This window comes from Phenylobacterium sp. CCH9-H3 (assembly GCF_001557235.1).
GTDB lineage: Bacteria > Pseudomonadota > Alphaproteobacteria > Caulobacterales > Caulobacteraceae > Phenylobacterium.
Window position 1 is genome coordinate 28,102 of record NZ_LSJI01000077.1, and the last position, 21,607, is coordinate 49,708.

Below are 21,607 nucleotides of genomic sequence, written 5' to 3' on the forward strand. Positions count from 1 at the left end.
CGTGGTTCCCCTCCCCCGAACTCTTCGGTTCGGGGGAGGAGCGGGTTCCACTTGAAACGAACGTCATCTAGGACACCGGTTCCATGACCGACCTGACCCAACTGGAAGCCGAGCTCACGGCGCGCGTCGCCGCCGCCGCGGACCTGGCCACCCTCGAAGCCATCCGCGTCGAGGCCCTCGGCAAGACGGGCTCCATCTCCGAACTGCTCAAGACCCTGGGCAAGCTGTCGCCCGACGAGCGGCGCGAGCAGGGGCCCAGGATCAACGGCCTGCGCGATGCGGTTTCCGCCGCCATCGCCGCCCGCAAGGCTGCGCTGGAGACCGCCGAGCTGGACGCCAAGCTGGCGTCGGAGCGCGTCGACCTGTCCCTGCCCGCGCCGCCGGAGCGCAAGGGCCGCGTGCATCCGACCATGCAGGTGCTGGACGAGATGATCGCCGTCTTCGCCGACATGGGCTTCAGCCTGGCCGAAGGGCCGGACATCGAGGACGACTTCCACAACTTCACGGCGCTGAACTTCCCGCCCAAGCACCCGGCGCGGGAGATGCACGACACCTTCTGGCTGCCCGAGGACGAACGCGGCGAGCGCAAGGTGCTGCGGACCCACACCAGCCCGGTGCAGGTGCGCGTCATGCAGCGGCTGAACGAGAAGCTGCCCGGCTGGATCGCCAACGGGCAGGAGCCCCCGATCCGCGTCATCGTGCCGGGCCGCACCTATCGCTCGGACAGCGACGCCACCCACACGCCCATGTTCCACCAGATGGAAGGCCTGGTCATCGACCGGAACATCCACATGGGCCACCTGAAGTGGACGCTGGACACCTTCATCAGCCGGTACTTCGAGACCCCCATGGTCGAGACCCGGTTCCGGCCGCACCACTTCCCGTTCACCGAGCCGTCGGCCGAGATGGACGTGCGCTGCGACCGCTCGGGTGCGGACGTGAAGATCGGCCAGGGCACGGACTGGATGGAGATCGTCGGCTGCGGGATGGTGCACCCCAACGTGCTCCGCAACTGCGGCCTCGACCCTGACCAGTGGCAGGGCTTCGCCTTCGGCTTCGGCATCGACCGGCTGGGGACGCTGAAGTACGGCATGCCCGACCTGCGCGACATGTTCGCCTCGGACGTCCGCTGGCTGGAGCACTACGGCTTCTCGGCCTTCCAGGCGCCGAACACCGCCACGGGCCTGTCGTGATGGACGGCTCCGGTAACGACTGGCGGTCGCTGGAGAGTTTCGCCTTCGGCGACAGCCCCGAGATGGCCGACCGCCTGCTGGGCTTCGTGCTGTCGGGCGCGAAGACGGCTACCTGCTGGTCCGTGCGCGATGGCCAGCAGACCGAAGTCGGCAAGCGCATGGTGGTCAACGACGGCGCCGGCCAGCCGCGCGCGGTCATCGAGACCGTGTCGCTGGAGCAGATGCGCTTCAACGAGGTGGGCTGGACCTTCGCCCTGGCGGAGGGCGAAGGCGATGAATGCCTCGAGGACTGGCGCGACGGCCACCGCGCCTATTTCACCCGCAACGGAGGCTTCGCCCCGGACATGATGCTCTGGTGCGAGCGGTTCCGCCTGGTCGAGATTTTGGGCGAAGGAGCCCGCTGATGAAGTTCACCCTCTCCTGGCTCAAGGAGCACCTCGACACGTCCGCCACGGTGGACCAGGTGGTCGAGGCCATGACCATGGCCGGCCTCGAGGTCGAGCACGTGGAGGACCCCGGCAAGAAGCTGGCCGCCTTCACGGTCGGAAAGATCGTCGAGGCCGTGCAACACCCGAACGCCGACAAGCTGCGCGTCTGCCAGGTCGACACCAGGGACGGTCGGCTGGAGATCGTCTGCGGCGCGCCGAACGCGCGGGCGGGCCTGACCACCATCTACGCCCCGATCGGCGCCTATGTGCCCGGCTCAGGCGTCACGCTGGAAGCGCGGCCCGTTCGCGGCGTCGTCTCCAACGGCATGCTTTGCTCGGCCAAGGAACTGGAGGTCGCCGAGGAGTCCGACGGCATCGTCGAGCTGCCCGACGATCTGGCGGTGGGGACGAGCGCGGTCGAGGCCTTCGGCCTGGAAGCGGCCATCGACTTCGAGGTGACCCCCAATCGGCCCGACTGGCTGGGCGTCCGTGGCATCGCCCGCGACCTGGCGGCTGCGGGGCTCGGCGCACTGAAGCCGGACACCCTGGCGACGGTCCCGGGGACCTACCCCTGCGAGATCGAGATCCGCGTGGACGGCGACGCCTGCCCCGTGTTCGCCGGCCGGATCATCCGCGGACTGAAGAACGGTCCCTCGCCGGCCTGGCTGCAGCGGCGGCTGGCCAGCGTCGGCCTGCGCCCCATCAATACGCTGGTCGACATCACCAACTTGATCACCTACGACCGCGCCCGGCCGCTGCACGTCTACGACCGCGCCAAGCTGGTGGGCAATGTGATCACCGCCAGGCTGGGCCGCGGCTCGGCGGAGCCGAGCTCGGACGCGCCCTCGCCCGCGCCGCATCACGACGAGCAGCTGATCGCCCTGGACGGCAAGACCTACGACCTCGGCTCCGAAATGAGCGTCATCGCCGATGCGAACGGCGAGCGCCCGATCGGCCTGGGTGGCGTCATGGGTGGCGAGTCCACCGGCTGCTCGGACGACACCACCGAGGTGTTCCTGGAGAGCGCCTGGTTCGACCCGATCCGCACGGCCCAGACCGGTCGCGCCACGGGCATCACCTCGGACGCCCAGTACCGCTTCGCCCGCGGCGTGGATCCTGAGTCGGTTGTCCCCGGGATCGAACTGGCCACCCGCCTGATCCTCGACCTGTGCGGTGGCGAGGCTTCCGAGGTCCGCGTCGCTGGGCACGCGCCGGCGCCGCCGGCCGCCATCGCCTTCGACCGCGGCTATGTGAAGAAGCTCTCGGGCTTGGACGTGAGCCCGGCGCGCATCGACGAGATCCTGACCAAGCTGGGCTTCGCGGTGGACGGCGACGCGGTGACCCCGCCGTCCTGGCGCCGCGACGTGGAGGGCAAGGCCGATCTGGTCGAGGAAGTCGCCCGCATCGAGGGCTTCGACAGCCTGCCGGTGGAGCCCCTGCCCGAGATCGCCCGTCCCGTGGGCGGCGCCCTGACCGTTCGCCAGCGCCGGATGCGCGACGCCCGCCGCCTGATGGCCGCTCGCGGCTTCGCGGAGGCTGTGACCTGGAGCTTCATGCGCCGCGACTGGGCCGAGATGTTCGGCGGCGGCGACGAGAAGCTGGTCCTGACCAACCCCATCGCGGCCGACCTGTCGACCATGCGGCCGACGGCCCTCGCCAACCTGATCGACGCGGCCGCCCGCAACGCCCGCAAGGGCTTCGCCGACGCGGCCCTCTTCGAGGTGGGGCCGAACTTCCGCGGCGATCAGCCGGCCGACCAGTGGACCGCCGTCACCGCGCTGCTGGCCCCGCACGCGCCCAAGCACTGGGCCAAGACCGGCGGCGACCCGCTGTTCGATCTCAAGGCCGACCTGCTGGCCCTGCTGGACGAGGTGGGCGCCCCCACGCTGCAGGTGGTCCAGGGCCAGAACGCCGCCTGGTGGCACCCCGGCCGGTCGGCCCGCCTGCAGCTTGGCCCCAAGGTCTTAGTCGCCGAATTCGGTGAGCTGCATCCGCGGGCGCTGAAGGCTATCGACGCCGACGGGCCGATGCTGGCCTTCGAGGTCAACCTGGACGCCATCCCCGAGCCGAAGAAGAAGGGCGTGAAGACCAAGCCGGCGCTGGAGCTCTCGCCCCTGATGCCGCTACGGCGCGACTTCGCGTTCCTGGTCTCCGCCGAGACCCCGGCGGGCGACCTGGTCCGCCCGATCCTCGGCGCTGACAAAGCGCTGATCGCCGACGCCCGGGTCTTCGACGTCTATGCCGGCCAGGGCGTGCCGGAGGGGATGAAGTCGGTCGCCGTCGAGGTGGTGGTCCAGCCACGCGAGAAGACCCTCACCGACGGCGAGATCGAGGGCCTGTCAGCCCGCATCCTCGCCGCGGCCGAGAAGGCCACGGGCGCGAAGCTGCGAGGCTGATGCGCTTCCTCCGGCGTCCTGGTCCGGCGCCGGAGGACCGTCCCCTCAGATCTCACCCGCCACGCCCTCCAGGCGCTGGAGGATCCGCGGCCAGCCGCCGCCCATGCCCTTGTACCCGCGCTCGTCCTGCGGCCGGAACCCTGAGTGTTCCATCCGGACGTGGGTTCCACCGTCCCGCGCCGTCAGCGTCCAGGTGACGACGGTCTTGAGGCCACTGTCGGACTCGGAGCCGTCGCCCCAGGAATAGGCGAGGCGATGCGGCTCATCGACCGCCAGCACCTCGCAATTCGTCACCCCCGACCAGCCTGGAACCGGCGTGGCGCGAAACTGGAAACGATGGCCGACCACCGGCTGGAAGTCGTTCTTCATCAGCCAGTCCTCGATCAGGTGCGAACGCGTCAGGGCCTGCCAGACCTTCTCGGGCGGATGGGCCATCACCCGCTCGACGACGATGCTCTTGGTGGAGTTTGAGGTCATGACAGCCCTGCCACTACCCGCTCCAGGGCCTCGAGGTTGCGCTGCCAGCCGTAGGTGGCCCCGGCGGCGTTGCGGGTGTCGTCGGGGCCGAAGCCGGATTGCTCCATCCGCACGTGCACGCCGCCGTCCGTGGCCGTGAGGGTCCAGGTCACCTCGGTGGCGAGGCTGCCCGCCACCCAGGTGTAGGCGAGGCGGCGGGGCGGCTCGACCGCCAGCACTTCAGCCTCCACGATCCCGTCCCAGTGCGGCGGGGCGGGCTGGCCGCGGAAGCGGAAGCGATGGCCGACGACCGGGGCGAAGTCGTTCGACATCAGCCAGTCCTCGATCAGCGGGCCCGCGGTCAGGGCGCGCCAGACCTTCTCCGGGGCATGCGGGATCTCCCGCTCGACGACAACGGAACGGCTCATGTCTATTGGTCCATGCGATTGAGGGTGTCTTCCAGGGCGTCGAAACGCGCATCCCAGAAGCGGGCATAGAAGCCCATCCAGTCGAACAGCGGCCGCAGGCCTTGCGCATTGGCGCGGTAGAGGACCATGCGGCCCACCCGCGTCTCCTCGACGAGGCCTGCCCCGCGCAGCGCCTTAAGGTGCTGCGAGACCGCGGGCTGCGAGACGCCCGCCCCGGCGGTGAGCGCCGAGACGCTCAACTCTCCATCGCGAGCGAGGCGTTCGAAGAGGCCGCGGCGCGTGCCGTCGGCCAGGGTGCGAAAAAGCTCTGCGGCGCTGTCCATGCGGGATTCATAAGCGACCACTTATTAATAAGTCAACGCTTATGTATTGACAGCCGCTGCGCGCGTCGGCGCATCGTCGCGGGATGGAGATCAACGGCGTCGCGCACACCTTCATCACCGCCGGGGATTTTGAGCGGTCGGTGGCCTTCTATCGCCGGCTGCTGCCGTTCCTGGGGATGCGGGAGGTCGCGGACAGTCCGGACACCTACTACTGCGTCGGCGGCCGCACCGGCTTCGGCATCCGAAGGCCCGACCCCGAGCACGCCGGCGCGCGCTTCGTGCAGTTCCGCGTGGGCCTGCATCACCATTGCTGGCGGGCCAGGGAGCGCGCCGACGTGGATGCGCTCTACGCCTTCCTGCTGGAGATCGGAGCCAGGATCGTCCACCCGCCTCAGGACGAGCCGTGGGCGCCCGACTACTACGCCGTGCTGTTCGAGGATCCCGACGGCATCCGCCTGGAACTGAACCACGTGCCCGGCCGGGGCCTGTTCGACACGCCGAGCCAGCGCGTCGGCGCCACCCTGGACGGGCGGTGACCCGCTCCTCCCGTCGCAAAGACGACGGGGGAGGTGGATCGGCGCGAAGCGGCGAGACGGAGGGGGCGCAAGGCCGGAAGCCCAGAGGAAGCCGCTTTGCGCCCCCTCCGTCAGCTTCGCTGACTCCTCCCCCGCCTTGCGGGGGAGGAGCTAAGGGGAGCGCGCCCTAGAACGGGATGATGTTCCGCTTCCGGGTGTAGGCGAGGTAGCCGACGTTGGCGCCCAGGCGTACGCCGACGCCGGCGCGGATGGGGGCCAGGGTCACGTCCTCGGCCCGCTGATAGTTCACGCCCAGGCCGCCCACCAGATAGGCCGAGCCTTCGACGCCCGGGTAGCGCTGGAAGATCAGTTCGGGGACCTGGAGATTGTAGCAGAGGGTGAAGACGCGGCTGGCGTTGCCGCCGAAGTCCCAGCCGGCCGACGGGCCCTGCCAGAACACTTCGATGGGCTCCCGGTCCTTCATGTAGAGCAGGCCGCGGCCGTAGCGCAGGCCGAAGACGATGGCGCCCGAGCCCTCTTCGCCGGCGATATAGGCGGTGGGCCGCCCGTTGTTGGCGAACAGGCGCTCGACCGCGGCGCCCGCGGCCTCAGCCGTCACGCCCAGGAAGTCGGAGACGTTGGTGACGATCTCGTCCTGGCTGTAGGTCTTCGGCCCGGCCTCGCCAGTCGGGCCGGCCGACGGATAGGCGGGCGAGCTGTTCGGCGGCGGCGGCCCTTCGACCGGCGGCAGGGGCTGGGAGCTCACCGGCTGTGCGCGAACGATCGCCGGCGCGCCCAGCGTCGCCAGGCCCGTAACGATGAGAGTGCGGCGGTCCATGGCGCTTCTCGCCTCCGATAGTGAATCACCCGTGCCCAGCGGCCTTCGATGCCAAAGGTCGCCTTAACGGGCGATTAACCACGTCTGCGCGGCAGCTTCGGGGCGGCGCGACAGGGCGGCTGCTATCTCGCGCGTGCGAATGTGCTAGAGGGCGCCCCATGGCTACCCCGCTTTCGCATATCCGCAACTTTTCGATCGTCGCGCACATCGACCACGGCAAGTCCACGCTCTCCGACCGGCTGATCCAGGAGACCGGCGGCCTGACCCAGCGCGAGATGACCGAACAGGTCCTCGACAACATGGACATCGAGCGCGAGCGCGGGATCACCATCAAGGCCCAGACCGTCCGCCTGGAGTACAAGGCCGACGACGGCGAGACCTACGTCCTCAACCTGATGGACACGCCCGGCCACGTGGACTTCGCCTACGAGGTCTCCCGGTCGCTGGCCGCCTGCGAGGGCTCGATCCTGGTGGTGGACGCCTCCCAGGGCGTGGAGGCCCAGACCCTGGCCAACGTCTATCAGGCCATCGACAACAACCACGAGATCGTCCCCGTCCTGAACAAGATCGACCTGCCGGCCGCCGAACCCGAGCGGGTGCGCCAGCAGATCGAGGATGTCATCGGCCTGGACGCCTCCGACGCCGTCGTCTGCTCGGCCAAGTCCGGCCTCGGCATCCACGACGTACTGGAAGCGGTGGTGAAGCGCCTGCCGCCGCCCAAGGGCGACCCGAACGCACCGCTGAAAGCCCTGCTGGTCGACGCCTGGTACGACCAGTACCTGGGCGTGGTGGTGCTGGTCCGCGTCTTCGACGGGGTCCTGAAGGTCGGCCAGAAGGTCAAGATGATGCAGACCGGGGCCCAGTACCAGATCGACCGCCTCGGCGTGTTCAAGCCCAAGCAGACCGACCTTGCGGAGCTCGGCCCTGGCGAAGTCGGCTTCATCACCGCCTCGATCAAGGAAGTGGCGCACGCCGCCGTCGGCGACACCATCACCGACGAGCGCCGGCCGACGGAGGCCGCCCTCCCCGGCTTCCGCGAGGTGCAGCCGGTGGTGTTCTGCGGCCTGTTCCCGGTGGACGCCGCCGAGTTCGAGGACCTGCGCGCCGCCATCGGACGCCTGCGCCTGAACGACGCCTCGTTCACCTATGAGATGGAGACCAGCGCGGCCCTGGGCTTCGGCTTCCGCTGCGGGTTCCTGGGGCTCCTGCACCTGGAGATCATCCAGGAGCGGCTGTCCCGTGAGTTCGACCTGGACCTCATCGCGACGGCCCCCTCGGTGGTCTACAAGGTCAAGCTGACCAACGGCGACGAGATCGAGCTGCACAATCCGGCCGACCTCCCCGATCCGGTGAAGATCGCCGACATCTCCGAGCCCTGGATCAAGGCCACCATCTTCACGCCCGACGACTACCTCGGCGCGATCATCAAGCTTTGCCAGGACCGCCGCGGCCAGCAGCGCGAGCTCAGCTACGTCGGGGCCCGCGCCATGGTGGTCTATGACCTGCCGCTGAACGAGGTGGTGTTCGACTTCTACGACCGCCTGAAGTCGATCTCGAAGGGCTACGCCAGCTTCGACTACTCCATCGAGGAGTACCGGGTGGGCGACCTGGTGAAGATGTCGATCCTGGTCAACGCCGAACCGGTCGACGCGCTCTCCATGCTGGTCCACCGCGACCGGGCCGAGCAGCGTGGCCGCGGCATGGTCGAGAAGATGAAGGAACTGATCCCGCCGCACATGTTCCAGATCCCGATCCAGGCGGCGATCGGCGGCCGGATCATCGCCCGGGAAACCGTGAGGGCGCTGCGTAAGGACGTGACGGCCAAGTGCTACGGCGGCGACGCCAGCCGCAAGCGCAAGCTCCTCGACAAGCAGAAGGAGGGCAAGAAGCGCATGCGCCAGTTCGGCAAGGTCGAGATCCCGCAGGAAGCGTTCATCGCCGCCCTGAAGATGGACGAGAACTAGCGGCTCGGCGGCCAGTCCGACTCGTCTGCGACGCGTTCGCTATTGCCAAGCTAGTTCGCTCCATTGCAGGTTGCCGCTGGGGGCGTAGCAAGGATCGGAAGAGTGCCGGTCCGAACCCCTGCTTGGCGGGGGTGTTTCATGGCGAATCCTATTCCATCGGGCGAGCCCGCCCCGCCGACTGGCGACGTCCTGGTGGACGCCCTGACCACGGGGTACCGCTGGACGCTGGGAACGGACCGCTCCATCGACTGGTCGATCTCCGGCGGTTTCAACGGCGAAGCCTGGATCTCCCCCACCACGACGATCCTGAACGCCACGGCGATGCTGGAGACGTTCTCGCAATACGCCGACGTCCGGTTCAACTACCTCGGCTCCTTCGCCAATCCGACGGCCGCGGCGCAGGGCGGCAGCGAGATCAATTTCTATCTCTCGGGCAATACGACCACGTTTCCGTCCACCGATATCTGGGCGCGGGCCTATTTCCCCACCAGCAGTTCCGAGACCGCCTACGTCGGGGCCACCGGCGACGTGGTGCTGAACTTCAACAGCCCATCCATAACCCTGCCCAGCTATGATCCGGGCAGCGCGGGCTGGTTCGTGTTCCTGCATGAGATCGGCCATGCCCTGGGCCTGAAGCACCCGTTCGACGACGGAGGGACCGGCCACCCGACGCTGGAAGACTTGGACTTTGGGGGCCTCGACGTCGACTGGGCCACGATCATGGCCTACGCCGACAGCTACGACTACGACCAGCGCCTCTACGATCCCGCCACGCCGATGGTTCTCGACGTGCTTGCCCTGAGGGCCCTCTACGGTCCCAACATGGCCACCAACGCGACGGACGACACCCACACCCTCCGCGCCTTCGGGCGCTACGAGACCCTGTGGGACGCCTCGGGACGCGACACCCTGAGCGCCGAAGGCTCCATCCGCGGGTGGTACATCTACCTGCCGGATTTCCAGCTTTCGCTGAACGACCCCGTGAAGATTGGCTACGCCACGCCGCTCGACGAGCTGGACCTGGATGCGCCGCAGTCGCTCACGTGGCTGATGGGAGACATCGAGAACGCGCGCGGCTCGGAACACGCCGACGACATCTATGGAAACGAGCTGCGCAACGTGCTGGTCGGTAACGGCGGCGACGACTACCTCGACGGTTGGGACGGCGACGACAGCCTGGACGGCGGGGCGGGTAGCGACATCGTCTGGGGCGGGCTCGGCAACGACACGATCTCGGATGCCAACGGCGCCAACTACCTGCGCGGCGAGGAAGGTGACGACCGGATCACCGGCGGCACGGGCTTCGACGACATCAACGGCAACATGGGCGCCGACACCGCTTCGGGCGGCCTGGGCGAGGACTGGGTCGTCGGCGGCAAGGACAACGACAGCCTGTCCGGAGACGGGGGCCACGATCTTGTCTACGGCAACCTCGGCGCCGACACCTGCGACGGCGGCGACGGGAACGACATCGTCCGGGGCGGCCAGGACAACGACGTGGTGCGCGGCGGCGCTGGCGACGACTACGTCTCGGGCGACAAGGGCGACGACACCGTCACGGGCGGGGCCGGCGCCGACATCTTCCACAGCTTCGGCGACGCGGGAATCGATCGGGTGACCGACTTCAACCGCGCCCAGGGCGACCGCGTCCTGCTGGACGCGGGCACGACCTACACGGTGGCCCAGGCCGGTGCGGACACGGTGGTCAGCATGACGGGCGGCGGCCAGGTCATCCTCGTGGGCGTCAGCCTGTCGTCGCTGGGCGACGGCTGGATCACCGCAGGCTAGCGGGCGATCGTCAGGTCGGTTCCGGAGCGCTTCAGCGCCTGGGCCAGGCCTTCGGGTGGCGGTTGATCGGTGACGACCCGTCGCAGGTCCGCCAGGGGGCAGACCACCTCCAGCATGCGGACGTCGAACTTCGAATGGTCGGCCAGCAGGACGGCCTCGGCGGCGCGCTCGATCATCGCGCGTTTCACCCAGGCCATGCCGGACTCGGCCTCGGTCGGACCGTCCGCCGTCAGGCCGCTGGCGCCGAAATAGGCCCGGTCCGCGTTCAACTTGCTCAGGAACGCCGTGGTCTCCGGCCCCACCATGGCGCCCTGGGCGGCGTTGAGGTCGCCGGGACAGACCACGACGCGGATTTGCGAAGCCTTCCCCAGGGCGTCGGCGATCGGCAAGCCATTGGTGATCGCCACGATCCGGCGATTCAGTCCGGCGAGCACGTTCGCAAGGTGCAGCGTGCTGGAGCCCGCGTCGATCATCACCACGTCGCCCGTCCCGACGGCTTCCGCCGCGGCCAAGGCGATGCGCCGCCGCTCGACCGCCATCAGCCGGTGGCGCTCCCGCATCCCCGGCTCGAGCGACAGGCACGGCGCGCCGCCGCCATAGGTGCGGTTGATCAGGCCCTTCTGGCTGAGCAGGTCCAGGTCGCGGCGAATGGTTTCCGTGGAGGTTCCGAACCGGGCGGCCAGATCGCCGATGCGGACGTTCGTCCCCACGCGCATCTCGGCCAGGATCAATTCCTGGCGCTCGTGTCGTGAAATCGACGTTCTTACGCGCACCATGGTCGCTGCCCACATCGCTCGCCTCGATATGTGGCAAGCGACGGCCTAGTTGTCGACAGGCGTTGGCTGATGCCACAATTTTTGTGGCAAACCACACAAAACTGTCAAAAGCCGCTGCTACCTGAACGACGTTCGGGGCCGCGGATGGCGGCCCTGCGCCAGAGGGGCACCATCATGAGAACCCGTATGCTGACGGGCGCGGCCACGGCCGCCCTGAGCTTTGCCATGGCCGCATCGGCGGCCGCCGCCGACGCCCCCGTGGGCGCTGCGATCGCCGCCGCCGCGGCGGAGACGGGCGAAAGCTCGGTCGAGGAGATCGTGGTCCTGGGCCGCGGCGAAACCCGGCAGGTCCAGACCGTGTCCGGCGAGGAGTTGTCCCTCGAGACGCCCGGGGCCAGCCCGTTGAAGCTGGTCGAGAAGCTGCCCAACGTGAACTTCCAGGCGGCCGATCCCTTCGGCTCCTACGAGTGGTCGGCGCGGATCACGATCCGCAGCTTCAACCAGAGCCAGCTGGGCTTCACGCTGGACGAAGTGCCGCTGGGCGACATGACCTACGGCAACCATAACGGCCTGCACATCAGCCGCGCCATCGCCAGTGAGAACGTGGGCGCCGTCGAGCTGGCCCAGGGCGCGGGCGCCCTCGACACGGCCTCGGCCAACAACCTGGGCGGCACGCTGAAGTACGTCTCGCGCGACCCCTCGAGCGCCTTCGGCGGCCTGGTGGCCGGGACCTACGGGACCGAGAACACCCTGCGGGGCTTCGCGCGCCTGGAGAGCGGCGAGCTGGCCACCGGCGCCCGCGGATACCTGAGCTACTCGTACAACACCGCCGACAAGTGGAAGGGCGATGGCGAGCAACGCCACCAGCAAATCAATTTCAAGCTCGTCCAGCCGATCGGCGAGGGTTCGCTCACCGGCTGGGTGAACTGGTCCAAGCGTCGTGAGCAGGACTACCAGGACATGTCCCTGGAGATGCTGAGCCGCCTGGGCCACAGCTGGGACAATGTCACCGGCAACTGGCCGCTGGCGGTGCAGATCGCCGAGGTGGGCAACAACACCGGCTATACGGGCGTGACGCCCCGCTTCCCCAGTTTCGGGACCACCTACCCCGGCGCGATCACCAGCGCCGACGACGCCTACTATGACGCGGCCGGCCTGCGCGACGACGTGCTGGGCGCCGTCACCCTCCGGCTTCCGCTGGGCGAGGCCGTTGACGTCAAGGCCACGGTGTACGGCCACGACAACGAAGGCCAGGGCCTGTGGTACACGCCATACGTGCCCTCGCCGAACTATGGCGTCCTGACGGCGACGACCGACAACGCGCCGATCTCGATCCGCACCACCGAGTACGACCTGCGCCGGTACGGCGTCGTCGCGGCCGCCACCTGGCGGGTCGGCCAGCATGCGATCAACGCGGGGCTCTGGTACGAGGACAACGACTTCAACCAGGCCCGCCGGTACTACGGCCTGAACCGCGAGGCGCCGCAGCGCGACTCCCTGAAGATGCAGTCGGACCCCTTCCGCACCGACTGGGAGTACGACTTCAAGACCACCACCTGGAAGCTGTTCATCCAGGACACCTGGACCATCTCCGAGCAGCTCACGGTCAATTTCGGCTTCGCGTCGCTGAAAGTGGAGAACGAGGGCGAGACGGTGATCGCGCGGACAGCATCGCTGGTGAAGAACGGCACGATCGAGGCCGAGGAGAACTTCCTGCCTCAGGGCGGCGCCCGCTACGCCCTCAACGACGACAGCGAACTCTTCGCCAATTACAGCCGCAACATGCGCGCCTTCCCGAGCTCGGGCACGTCGGGCCCCTTCTCGGCCAACCAGGCGGGCTTCCTGGCGATCAAGGACAAGCTGAAGCCCGAGATCTCCGACACCTTCGAAGCCGGCTGGCGCTTCCGCACGGCGAGCTTCCAGGGCGTGCTGGCGGCCTACCACGTGAAGTTCAAGGACCGCCTGTTCGCGGTGCCGGTGGGCTCCGGCATCGTCGGCAACCCCTCGGCGCTGTCGAACGTCGGCGGCGTGACGGCCAGGGGCTTCGAGGCTGTCGGGACGTGGGATTTCGCCGAGAACTGGTCGGCCTTCGCCTCCTACGCCTTCAACGACTCCACCTACGACGACGACACCGTGGACGGGAACGGCGTCGTGGTGGCGCGCACCGAGGGCAAGACCACGGTGGACACGCCGGAGCACCTGTTCAAGGCCGAGCTGGCCTACGACAACGGCAGCTTCTTCGGGCGCTTCTCGCTGAACTACATGACCAAGCGGTACTTCACCTACGAGAACGACCGCAGCGTCCCGTCGCAGATGCTGGCCGACCTCTCGGTCGGCTACCGGTTCTCGGGATCGCCCTGGCTCGACGGGCTTGAGGCGCAGATCAACGTCTCGAACCTGTTCGACGAGGAATACATCTCGACGATCAACTCCAACGGCTTCCCGCTTCGCGGCGACAGCCAGACGCTGCTTGTGGGTTCGCCCCAGCAGGTGTTCTTCACCCTTCGCAAGACCTTCTGAGGAGAGACGGCGATGCCGGGGCGGCGGTTTCGAGGCCTGGCGGGCGTCCTGCTCGCGGGCCTTCTCGCGACGGCGGCGCAGGCGGCGGACGGCGGCCGGAAGCTGGTCCTGGTCACCCTGGACGGGCTCTCCTGGACCGAGGTCTTCCGCGGCGCCGACCCCGAACGGGCGGCCGACCCCGCATTCGCGCCGGACCGCGAGGGACGGGAACGCCTCCGCGCGGCCTTCGTCGAGCCGGCCGACCGGGCCGCCGCCCTGATGCCCTTCCTGCACGGCGTGCTGGCCAAGCAGGGCGTGCTGCTAGGGAACCGCGACCAGGGCAGCTGCGCGGCTGTCGCCAACGACAAGTGGTTTTCCTATCCGGGCTACAACGAGATCCTCACCGGCAAGCCCGACGCCGCGATCACCTCCAACGAACATGGGCCGAACCGGAACGTCACCTTCCTGGAATGGCTGAACCGCCGCCCGGCGTTCGCGGGGCGGGTGCAGGCGGTGGCCTCGTGGAACGCCTATTCCGACATCCTCAACGCGCCCCGCAGCGGGCTGCCGGTCAACGACGGCTGGGACGATGCGCCGGCCCGCTCGCCGGCAGAGGCGCAGATCGCCGCCATGCAGGCCGGCGCGCCGCCGATCTGGCCGACCGTGCGGCTGGACACCTTCACCCACGCCTACGCCCTGGAGACGCTGAAGCGCCAGAAGCCGAGCGTCCTCTATGTCGCCTACGGCGAGACCGACGACTTCGCCCACGAGGGCCGCTACGACCAGACGCTCTGGGCCGCGCGCCATGCCGACGCCTATATCGCCGAGCTCTGGAACGCCTTACAGGCGGACCCGGCCTATGCGGGCCGCACCACCCTGATCGTCACCACCGACCATGGGCGGGGCGGGTCGGCGAACGCGGGCTGGAAGCACCACGGCCGGCATATACCTGGATCCGACGCGGTCTGGATCGGCGTGCTGGGTCCCGGGATCGCCCCGGGCCGGAAACCGGGCGGCTGCGCGTCCTCCAGCCAGATCGCCGCGACGGCGTTGGAAGCGCTGGGACTGGACTGGAAGGCCTACGATCCGGCCGCGAGCCCGCCGCTGGATGTGCGGGAACGCCCTTAGGCGGCCTCGGCGTCGCTATCGCGGTCGGCGTCGGCGTCCTTGGGCAGGAAACCGAGCATCGGCTTGGCCCAGCGTTCGGCGTCCTCGCGGGTCAGCAGGGCGCCGGCGTTCACCGCCTTGGTCAGGTGCCGGTAGAACTCGGACGCCGCCAGCGTCAGCTTGAAGTCGGTGGCCACCGCCTGCAGCGTCGTGGCCTGGGCCAGCATGGCGCGCATCGCCTGGTGCGGATCGGTGTCGGCCGCGGCGACGGCGGCGCGGATGATCTTCAGCGCCTGGTTGATCTTCTGCTGGTAGGGCGTTTCCGTGCCGTCCGTGCGGCGCTTGAGCGGGCCCGCATAGTCGCCGGAGTTGAACCGGCGGCGATCGGGGCCGATGTAGCCCACGCCTTCCACCCAGTCGCGGTCGCGCAGCGTCACGGCTTCCAGCCGGCGCAGCAGGTCCTTCATGCTGTAGGGCTTGCGCAGGAACTCGTGCACGCCCGCGTCGCGCGCGGACAGGATCATGCCCGCCGTGGCGGCGCCGGTGATGGTGATGATCGGCGCCTTCCGGCAGCTCCAGGTGGAACGGCGCACCTTGCGAGTGAAGCCCAGGCCGTCGACGCGGTCGTCGCCCAGCTCGACCACGATGATCTGCGGATCGCAGGTCTCGGCGATCTTCAGCGCCCGCTCGGTGTTGCCGGCGATCCAGACGTGGCTGTGGGCGATGTCGCGCATCAGCTCGCTGAACATGCGCGCGCTGGCCGGCTGCGGGTCCGCGATCAGGACCCGCTTCAGCTTGGGCTGCATCTTCTCAAGGAGACGTTTATCGCCGTCGAACAAGGGTTTAGCTCCCTCACACCTGGCGCCACGATCTAACGGCAATGCGTAAAAGATCGCTTGATGCGGGGCGCAATAAATTGCCGCAGGCGGCGCGCCGTCAGTCGTGGAAGGGATCGCGCATCAGGATGGTGTCGTCCCGCTGCGGGCTGGTCGACAGCAGGGCCACCGGCGCGCCGATCAGTTCCTCGATCCGGCGCACGTACTTCACCGCGCTGGCGGGCAGATCCTTCCAGGACCGCGCCCCCTGGGTGGTTTCGGACCAGCCTTCCATCTCTTCGTACACGGGCTCGAGCTGGCTCTGCGCCTTCAGGCCCGCGGGCAGGTAGCCGACCTCCTGCCCGTGCAGGCGGTAGCCGGTGCAGATCTTGAGGGTGGGCAGGCCGTCGAGGACGTCCAGCTTGGTGAGCGCGATCCCGCTGATCCCGTTCAGCGCGACCGACTGGCGCACCAGGGTCGCGTCGAACCAGCCGCAGCGGCGCGAGCGGCCGGTGACGGTGCCGAATTCCCGACCCACCGTGCCCAGGTGCTGGCCGACCTCGTCGAACAGCTCGGTGGGGAACGGCCCCTCGCCCACGCGGGTCGTGTAGGCTTTGACGATCCCCAGCACATAGCCCGGTCCCTTGGGCCCCAGGCCCGAGCCGGCGGCGGCCTGGCCCGCCACGGTGTTGGACGAAGTCACATAGGGATAGGTGCCGTGGTCGACGTCCAGCAGGGCGCCCTGGGCGCCCTCGAACAGCACGCGCTTCCCCGACTTCACGATACCGTCCAGCTTCAGCCACGCCGGCTGGGCGAAGGGCAGGATCCTGGGCGCCATGGCTTCCAGCTCGGCCAGCAGGGCGGCCCCGTCCACGTCCGGCAGACCCAAGCCCTTTCGCAGCGGCGCATGGTGGGCCAGCAGGCGGTCGATCTTGGCTTCCAGGGCCTCGCGGTCGGCCAGGTCCGCCACCCGGATCGCGCGCCGGCCGACCTTGTCCTCATAGGCCGGGCCGATGCCGCGGCCGGTGGTGCCGATCTTGTTGGTGGCCGCCGCCTCGCGCGCCTGGTCCAGATCGCGGTGGATCGGCAGGATCAGGCAGGCGTTGTCGGCCAGCACCAGCAGATCGGGCCCGATCGCCACCCCCTGGCCGCCCAGGGTCTCGATTTCCTTGAGCAGGTGCCAGGGATCGACCACCACGCCGTTGCCGATGATCGACAGCTTGCCCTGGACCACGCCCGACGGCAGCAGCGACAGCTTGTAGGTCTGGTTGCCCACCACCAAGGTGTGGCCGGCGTTGTGGCCGCCCTGGAACCGCACCACCACGTCGGCGCGGTTGGAGAGCCAGTCGACGAGCTTGCCCTTGCCCTCGTCGCCCCACTGGGCGCCGATCACGGTGACGTTGGCCATCTGGATACGATCTCCCGACCTGCCCGGAGAACGCGCCCAAGCCCTTCGACAGGTGCTCGGCAAAGGCGCGGAGATCAAAATGCGGCGCCGGTCTAGACGAAGTGGGCCTCGCCCTCAAGTGGCTCGCGCGCTATCTGCGGCCGCATGGACATCCCGCGCTTCCATCTCGCCTTCCCCGTCCGCGACCTCGCCGAGGCCCGCGCCTTCTATGGCGGCCTGCTGGGCTGCCCCGAGGGCCGGTCCAGCGACGATTGGGTCGACTTCGATTTCTACGGCCACCAGATCGTCGCGCACCTGTCGCCGGACGAGGCGGGGCACAAGGCCACCAACCCCGTCGACGGCCACGATGTGCCGGTCCGGCACTTCGGCGCGATCCTGACGCTGCCGCAGTGGGAGGCGCTGGCGCAGACACTCAAGGCCGCCGGGACAAAGTTCGTCATCGAGCCCAATATCCGCTTCAAGGGCCAACCGGGCGAGCAGACGACGATGTTCTTCCTCGATCCCTCCGGCAACGCGCTGGAGTTCAAGGCCTTCGCCGACGACAGCATGGTGTTCGCGAAGTGAGCGCCCTCGCCGTCTCCCTCGCCGACATCGAAGCCGCCGCCGCCCGTCTGAAGGGCGTGGCCGTCGAGACGCCGCTGATCGAGAGCCCGGCGCTGAACGAGCGGTTGGGCCGGCGCGTGCTGATCAAGGCCGAGACGCTGCAGCGCGTGGGCGCCTTCAAGTTCCGCGGCGCCTACAACCGGCTCGTCCAGCTCTCCCCGGAGGAGCGCCACCGCGGCGTGGTGGCCTTCTCGTCCGGCAACCATGCCCAGGGTGTGGCGCTGGCGGCGAAGCTGCTGGGCATCCCGGCGCTGATCGTGATGCCGGCCGACGCGCCGAAGGTGAAGGCCGAGGCCACCGCCGGCTATGGGGCGGAGGTGAAGTTCTACGACCGCCTCACCGAGAGCCGGGAGAAGATCGCCGCCGCCATCGCCGAGGAACGCGGGGCGGTGGTGGTGCCGGCGTTCGACGATCCGCACATCATCGCGGGGCAAGGGACGGCCGGGCTCGAGCTGATGGCCCAGGCGCAGGCTCGCGGCGTCACGCCCGGCGCGGTGATCGTGCCGTGCAGCGGCGGCGGCCTGCTGGCCGGGATCGCCACGGTGGTGAAGGCGCTGTCGCCGCAGACCGCGCTGATCGGCGTAGAGCCGGAGGGCTACGACGATACCCTGAAGTCGCTGCAGGCTGGCGTGCGCACGCCGATGACGCCAACCCACCGCACCCTGTGCGATGCGCTGGAGACGCCCTGCCCGGGCGAGCTGACCTTCCCGATCCTCAAGGCCACCGTGGCCGACGTCGCGGTGGTGACCGACGCCGAGGTCGCCGAGGCCATGCGCGTGGCCTTCTCGACCCTCAAGCTGGTGGTCGAGCCCGGCGGCTCGGCCGGCCTCGCCGCCCTGCTGGCGGGCAAGGTGAAGACCTCGGCCGACACGGTCGCCCTGGTCCTCTCGGGCGGCAACGTCGACCCCGAACAGTTCGCCCGGGTGCTGCGCCGCGAGCTTTAGAGGCGATCCTCCGGCAGGGCTTCCCGGGGTGCCTCGCGCGGGGTGACCAGCCGGGCCAGCTTGGGCTTCAGCCAGTTCTCGAAGTCATCCACGAACTCGTAGACCACCGGCACCAGCACCAGCGACAGGACCGTCGAGGTGATCAGGCCGCCGATCACGGCCACGGCCATGGGCTGGCGGAACTCGGCGCCCTTTTCCAGCGCGAAGGCCGTGGGCAGCATGCCGGCCGCCATGGCCACGCTGGTCATCACGATGGGACGCGCCCGCTCGCGGCAGGCCTCGATCAGGGCCTCGCGCTGGGGCATGCCCTCGCGCTCGCGCTCGATGGCGTACTCGACCAGCAGGATCGAGTTCTTCGCCGCCAGGCCCATCAGCATCAGAAGGCCGATCAGCGAGGGGATCGACAGCGAGAGGTTGAAGACCAGCAGGCCCAGGAAGGCGCCGCCGATGGCCAGCGGCAGGGCCGCCAGGATCACGATCGGCTTGAAGAACGACTGGAACAGCAGCACCAGCACGCCGAAGATCAGGGCGATGCCGGCGAACAGCGCGATGCTGAACGACTGCATCATCTCGGTGAAGGCTTCCTGCTGGCCGGTCTCGGCCGGGGTCACCCCTTCGGGCAGCTTCTGCATGATCGGCAGCTTCTTCACCGCCGCCGCGGCCTGGCCCAGTTCGATGCCGTTCAGCTCGGCCTGGACGGTCTGCTGCCGCTGGCGGTTGAGGCGCTCGATCCGGGCGGGGCCGGCCTGGAACTCCACGTCGGCCACGGCCTCCAGCGTCGTCACGCCGCCGCTGGCGGTGGGCAGGCGCAGGGACTTGATCCGTTCGAGGTCGGCGCGGGCGTCGGCCGGCAGCCGGACACGGATCGGAATCCGCCGCTCGCCCGCCGTGAGCTTGGCCACGTTGGCGTCGATGTCGCCCACCGTCGCCACCCGGGCGGCCAGGGCGATGGTCTCGGCCGACACGCCCAGACGCGCGGCCTCGGCGTGGCGCGGCCGGATCACCAGTTCGGGCCCGGTGGGCGGCACCGACGGCCGGGGATCGGCGAGGACGTCCAGCGTCCGCATCTGGCGCTCGAGCTCGGTGGAGGCCGCCAGAAGCTTGGCCGGGTCTTCGCTGGTCAGGATCTGCTGGTAGCCAGCTGACCCTTGGAAATCGAGGAAGTTCACGCGCGCATCCGGAATGTCGCGCAGCTTCTGACGCAGGGCGGCGCGGATCTCGTCGCCGCTCGCGCTCCGTTTCGGATCGAGCAGGACGTTCAGGCTCGCCGAGCGGAGGTCGCCGCCGCCGCCGCCGCCGGCGAACGGGTTGGCCGGACCCGACGAACCCACCTCGGCGAAGACGTCCGTGACCGAAGGATCGGACTTCACCGCGGCCGTAACCCGCTGGACCGTCTCCTCCATGTCCTCGACGGTCGCGCCGGGCGGGCCCTGGACGCTGACGAAGAGGTAGTCGGGGTCGCCCGCGGGCTGGAAGCCCGACGGCAGCAGCGGCACCAGGAAGATCGAGGCGATGAAGATCACGCTGCCCACGATCGAGGCCACGATCCGGTGGTCCAGCGCCCAGGTCAGGGCACGGGCGTAGAAGCGCGGCATCGGCTTGCGCACTTCGGTGTGGGTCGTCGGCTTCAGCAGGTAGGCGGCCATCAGCGGCGTCAAAAGGCGGGCGACGAGCAGCGAGAACAGCACGGCCACGCAGACCGTCAGGCCGAACTCGCGGAAGAACTGGCCGACCATGCCGGTCATGAAGCTGACCGGGGCGAACACCACCACGATGGCCGCCGTGGTGGCGACGACCGCGAGACCGATAGCGTCGGCCCCCTGCATCGCCGCCTCGTACGGGCGCATGCCGGCCTTCACCCGCTTCTCGATGTTCTCGATCTCCACGATGGCGTCGTCGACCAGGATCCCGATCACCAGCGTCAGGGCGAGCAGGGTCACGACGTTCAGCGAAAAGCCGAACATGTTGATCACGAAGAAGGTCGGGATCAGCGACACGGGCATGGCGAAGGCGGTGACCATGGTGGCCCGCCAGTCCCGCAGGAACAGCCACACCACCAGCGCCGCCAGGATCATGCCCTCCAGCAGCACGTGCTGGGTCGCCCGGAAGCTGTCGCGGGTTTCCTGCACCGTGGTGAAGATCCGGGTGAACTTCACGCCCGGCCGCTCCTTTTCGAGCTTCTCCAGCCGGGCCAGGACGGCGTCTTCCACCGCGATGTCCGAGGCGGCGCGGGTCTTCATCACCTGGAAGCCGACAACCGGGCGGCCGTTCAGGCGCGCGAAGCCGCGGACCTCGCCGGCGCCGTCGCCCACCTCGGCCACGTCGGTCAGCTTCACATAGCTGCCCGTGCCGGTGGGGATGGTCATCTCGCGCAGCTGGGCCAGGGTGGTGGCGGCGCCCAGGACGCGGACCGTCTGCTCGCGACCGCCAACCTCGACCCGCCCGCCGGGCACGTCCAGGTCGGCGGCGCGCAGCGCGTTGTTCACCTGGGCGGCGGTAAGCCCGCGGGCGGCGAGCTTGTCCGGGTCGATGACGACATTGATCTCGCGAGTCACGCCGCCGACGCGACGGATCTGGGCCACGCCCTTTTCCGCCTGCAGCGCGCGCGACAGGGTGTCGTCGATGAACCACGACAGCTCGACATCGGACATGGCCGGCGCCTCCACCGCAAAGGTGGTGATGGGCAGGCTGTCGAACTCCACCCGCTGCACCAGCGGCTCGTCGATCTCGCGGGGCAGGTTCGGCCGGATCTGATCGATCCGCGTCTGCACCTCGTCGGTCTTCTTCTGGAGATCCTCGCCGATCTCCAGCTCGATCATCGTGGTCGAGACGCCCTGGGTGACGGTCGACTGGATGTTGCGCACGTTGGGGATGGACGAGACGGCGTCCTCCACCTGGCGGGTGATCTGCGTCTCGATCTCGCCGGGCGCCGCGCCGCTCTGGGTGATGGTCACCGAGACCGCGGGGAACTGCACGTCCGGGAAGTTCTTCACCGCCAGACCGAAGTAGGCGATCACGCCCGCCAGGACGAGACCGACGAACAGCACCGTCACCGGCACCGGGTTCTTGATGGCCCAGGCCGAGATCTGAAGCCCGCCGCGGGGGTCGTGGGGCTGGTGGCTCATG

18 protein-coding genes are annotated in these 21,607 nt (G+C 69.0%); 10 read left to right on the top strand and 8 right to left on the bottom strand.

All coding sequences use genetic code 11. From position 1 onward, the window contains the following. Positions 1–83: 83 nt before the first annotated feature. Genes pheS through pheT form a run of 3 tightly spaced genes read left to right on the top strand, consistent with a single transcriptional unit; the run spans position 84 to position 4,017 of the window. Positions 84–1,193 (top strand): phenylalanine--tRNA ligase subunit alpha, encoded by a 1,110-nt coding sequence (pheS, locus tag AX721_RS06905; RefSeq protein WP_068875276.1) that lies wholly within the window; start codon positions 84–86, stop codon positions 1,191–1,193. After that, positions 1,193–1,597, top strand: a complete 405-nt coding sequence (locus AX721_RS06910; protein WP_068875277.1) for an ASCH domain-containing protein — start codon at positions 1,193–1,195, stop codon at positions 1,595–1,597. The genes pheS and AX721_RS06910 overlap by 1 nt, the downstream gene beginning before the upstream one ends. Then, entirely contained in the window at positions 1,597–4,017 is a 2,421-nt protein-coding gene (gene pheT, locus AX721_RS06915; RefSeq protein WP_068875278.1) for a phenylalanine--tRNA ligase subunit beta, read from the top strand. Before AX721_RS06910 ends, pheT begins: the two co-directional genes overlap by 1 nt. Positions 4,018–4,062: 45 nt before the next feature. On the opposite strand, the gene AX721_RS06920 is transcribed toward pheT, so the two are convergent. Genes AX721_RS06920 through AX721_RS06930 form a run of 3 tightly spaced genes read right to left on the bottom strand, consistent with a single transcriptional unit; the run spans position 4,063 to position 5,224 of the window. Further along, positions 4,063–4,494, bottom strand: coding sequence for an SRPBCC domain-containing protein (locus AX721_RS06920; protein WP_068875279.1), 432 nt, complete (start codon positions 4,492–4,494; stop codon positions 4,063–4,065). Then, positions 4,491–4,901, bottom strand: coding sequence for an SRPBCC domain-containing protein (locus tag AX721_RS06925; protein ID WP_068875280.1), 411 nt, complete (start codon positions 4,899–4,901; stop codon positions 4,491–4,493). The genes AX721_RS06920 and AX721_RS06925 overlap by 4 nt, the downstream gene beginning before the upstream one ends. Positions 4,902–4,903: 2 nt before the next feature. Continuing rightward, a complete protein-coding gene (locus AX721_RS06930; RefSeq protein WP_068875281.1) occupies positions 4,904–5,224 on the bottom strand; it encodes a helix-turn-helix transcriptional regulator in 321 nt (106 codons plus the stop codon). 83 nt (positions 5,225–5,307) lie between these two features. Between AX721_RS06930 and AX721_RS06935 the strand changes: the two genes are divergently transcribed. Beyond that, entirely contained in the window at positions 5,308–5,760 is a 453-nt protein-coding gene (locus tag AX721_RS06935; RefSeq protein WP_068875282.1) for a VOC family protein, read from the top strand. Between the two features lie 166 nt (positions 5,761–5,926). On the opposite strand, the gene AX721_RS06940 is transcribed toward AX721_RS06935, so the two are convergent. Continuing rightward, on the bottom strand, positions 5,927–6,577 hold the full coding sequence (locus tag AX721_RS06940) for a DUF1134 domain-containing protein (protein WP_068875283.1): 651 nt from the start codon (positions 6,575–6,577) through the stop codon (positions 5,927–5,929). Positions 6,578–6,735: 158 nt separating this feature from the next. Between AX721_RS06940 and lepA the strand changes: the two genes are divergently transcribed. After that, complete coding sequence (gene lepA / locus AX721_RS06945; protein WP_068875284.1) at positions 6,736–8,541, top strand: translation elongation factor 4; 1,806 nt, start codon at positions 6,736–6,738, stop codon at positions 8,539–8,541. A gap of 138 nt (positions 8,542–8,679) precedes the next feature. Then, positions 8,680–10,329 (top strand): M10 family metallopeptidase, encoded by a 1,650-nt coding sequence (locus AX721_RS06950; RefSeq protein WP_068875285.1) that lies wholly within the window; start codon positions 8,680–8,682, stop codon positions 10,327–10,329. Here AX721_RS06950 and AX721_RS06955 read toward each other — a convergent pair. Continuing rightward, positions 10,326–11,060, bottom strand: a complete 735-nt coding sequence (locus AX721_RS06955; protein WP_068875286.1) for a DeoR/GlpR family DNA-binding transcription regulator — start codon at positions 11,058–11,060, stop codon at positions 10,326–10,328. The genes AX721_RS06950 and AX721_RS06955 overlap by 4 nt on opposite strands. 219 nt (positions 11,061–11,279) lie before the next feature. On the opposite strand from AX721_RS06955, the gene AX721_RS06960 reads away from it, so the two are divergent. Together AX721_RS06960 and AX721_RS06965 are read left to right on the top strand one after the other, a co-directional pair. Continuing rightward, complete coding sequence (locus tag AX721_RS06960) at positions 11,280–13,625, top strand: TonB-dependent receptor (RefSeq protein ID WP_068875303.1); 2,346 nt, start codon at positions 11,280–11,282, stop codon at positions 13,623–13,625. 12 nt (positions 13,626–13,637) lie between these two features. Next, complete coding sequence (locus tag AX721_RS06965; RefSeq protein ID WP_068875287.1) at positions 13,638–14,732, top strand: alkaline phosphatase family protein; 1,095 nt, start codon at positions 13,638–13,640, stop codon at positions 14,730–14,732. On the opposite strand, the gene AX721_RS06970 is transcribed toward AX721_RS06965, so the two are convergent. Continuing rightward, on the bottom strand, positions 14,729–15,550 hold the full coding sequence (locus tag AX721_RS06970) for a response regulator (RefSeq protein ID WP_231733378.1): 822 nt from the start codon (positions 15,548–15,550) through the stop codon (positions 14,729–14,731). The two genes, AX721_RS06965 and AX721_RS06970, sit on opposite strands and share 4 nt — an antisense overlap. Positions 15,551–15,647: 97 nt before the next feature. After that, positions 15,648–16,934 (bottom strand): adenylosuccinate synthase, encoded by a 1,287-nt coding sequence (locus tag AX721_RS06975; RefSeq protein WP_068875288.1) that lies wholly within the window; start codon positions 16,932–16,934, stop codon positions 15,648–15,650. 144 nt (positions 16,935–17,078) lie between these two features. Between AX721_RS06975 and AX721_RS06980 the strand changes: the two genes are divergently transcribed. After that, on the top strand, positions 17,079–17,498 hold the full coding sequence (locus AX721_RS06980; protein ID WP_068875289.1) for a VOC family protein: 420 nt from the start codon (positions 17,079–17,081) through the stop codon (positions 17,496–17,498). After that, positions 17,495–18,481, top strand: coding sequence for a threonine/serine dehydratase (locus AX721_RS06985; RefSeq protein WP_068875290.1), 987 nt, complete (start codon positions 17,495–17,497; stop codon positions 18,479–18,481). The genes AX721_RS06980 and AX721_RS06985 overlap by 4 nt, the downstream gene beginning before the upstream one ends. Here AX721_RS06985 and AX721_RS06990 read toward each other — a convergent pair. Next, positions 18,478–21,606, bottom strand: a complete 3,129-nt coding sequence (locus tag AX721_RS06990; protein WP_068875291.1) for an efflux RND transporter permease subunit — start codon at positions 21,604–21,606, stop codon at positions 18,478–18,480. The two genes, AX721_RS06985 and AX721_RS06990, sit on opposite strands and share 4 nt — an antisense overlap. Position 21,607 lies beyond the last annotated feature (1 nt).

What these genes read in the sequence shown, in the direction of transcription:
- pheS (WP_068875276.1), top strand. Translation starts at nt 84, where the DNA reads ATGACCGACCTGACCCAACTGGAAGCCGAGCTCACGGCGCGCGTCGCC.
- AX721_RS06910 (WP_068875277.1), top strand. Translation starts at nt 1,193, where the DNA reads ATGGACGGCTCCGGTAACGACTGGCGGTCGCTGGAGAGTTTCGCCTTC.
- pheT (WP_068875278.1), top strand. Translation starts at nt 1,597, where the DNA reads ATGAAGTTCACCCTCTCCTGGCTCAAGGAGCACCTCGACACGTCCGCC.
- AX721_RS06920 (WP_068875279.1), bottom strand. Translation starts at nt 4,494, where the DNA reads ATGACCTCAAACTCCACCAAGAGCATCGTCGTCGAGCGGGTGATGGCC.
- AX721_RS06925 (WP_068875280.1), bottom strand. Translation starts at nt 4,901, where the DNA reads ATGAGCCGTTCCGTTGTCGTCGAGCGGGAGATCCCGCATGCCCCGGAG.
- AX721_RS06930 (WP_068875281.1), bottom strand. Translation starts at nt 5,224, where the DNA reads ATGGACAGCGCCGCAGAGCTTTTTCGCACCCTGGCCGACGGCACGCGC.
- AX721_RS06935 (WP_068875282.1), top strand. Translation starts at nt 5,308, where the DNA reads ATGGAGATCAACGGCGTCGCGCACACCTTCATCACCGCCGGGGATTTT.
- AX721_RS06940 (WP_068875283.1), bottom strand. Translation starts at nt 6,577, where the DNA reads ATGGACCGCCGCACTCTCATCGTTACGGGCCTGGCGACGCTGGGCGCG.
- lepA (WP_068875284.1), top strand. Translation starts at nt 6,736, where the DNA reads ATGGCTACCCCGCTTTCGCATATCCGCAACTTTTCGATCGTCGCGCAC.
- AX721_RS06950 (WP_068875285.1), top strand. Translation starts at nt 8,680, where the DNA reads ATGGCGAATCCTATTCCATCGGGCGAGCCCGCCCCGCCGACTGGCGAC.
- AX721_RS06960 (WP_068875303.1), top strand. Translation starts at nt 11,280, where the DNA reads ATGAGAACCCGTATGCTGACGGGCGCGGCCACGGCCGCCCTGAGCTTT.
- AX721_RS06965 (WP_068875287.1), top strand. Translation starts at nt 13,638, where the DNA reads ATGCCGGGGCGGCGGTTTCGAGGCCTGGCGGGCGTCCTGCTCGCGGGC.
- AX721_RS06975 (WP_068875288.1), bottom strand. Translation starts at nt 16,934, where the DNA reads ATGGCCAACGTCACCGTGATCGGCGCCCAGTGGGGCGACGAGGGCAAG.
- AX721_RS06980 (WP_068875289.1), top strand. Translation starts at nt 17,079, where the DNA reads ATGGACATCCCGCGCTTCCATCTCGCCTTCCCCGTCCGCGACCTCGCC.
- AX721_RS06990 (WP_068875291.1), bottom strand. Translation starts at nt 21,606, where the DNA reads ATGAGCCACCAGCCCCACGACCCCCGCGGCGGGCTTCAGATCTCGGCC.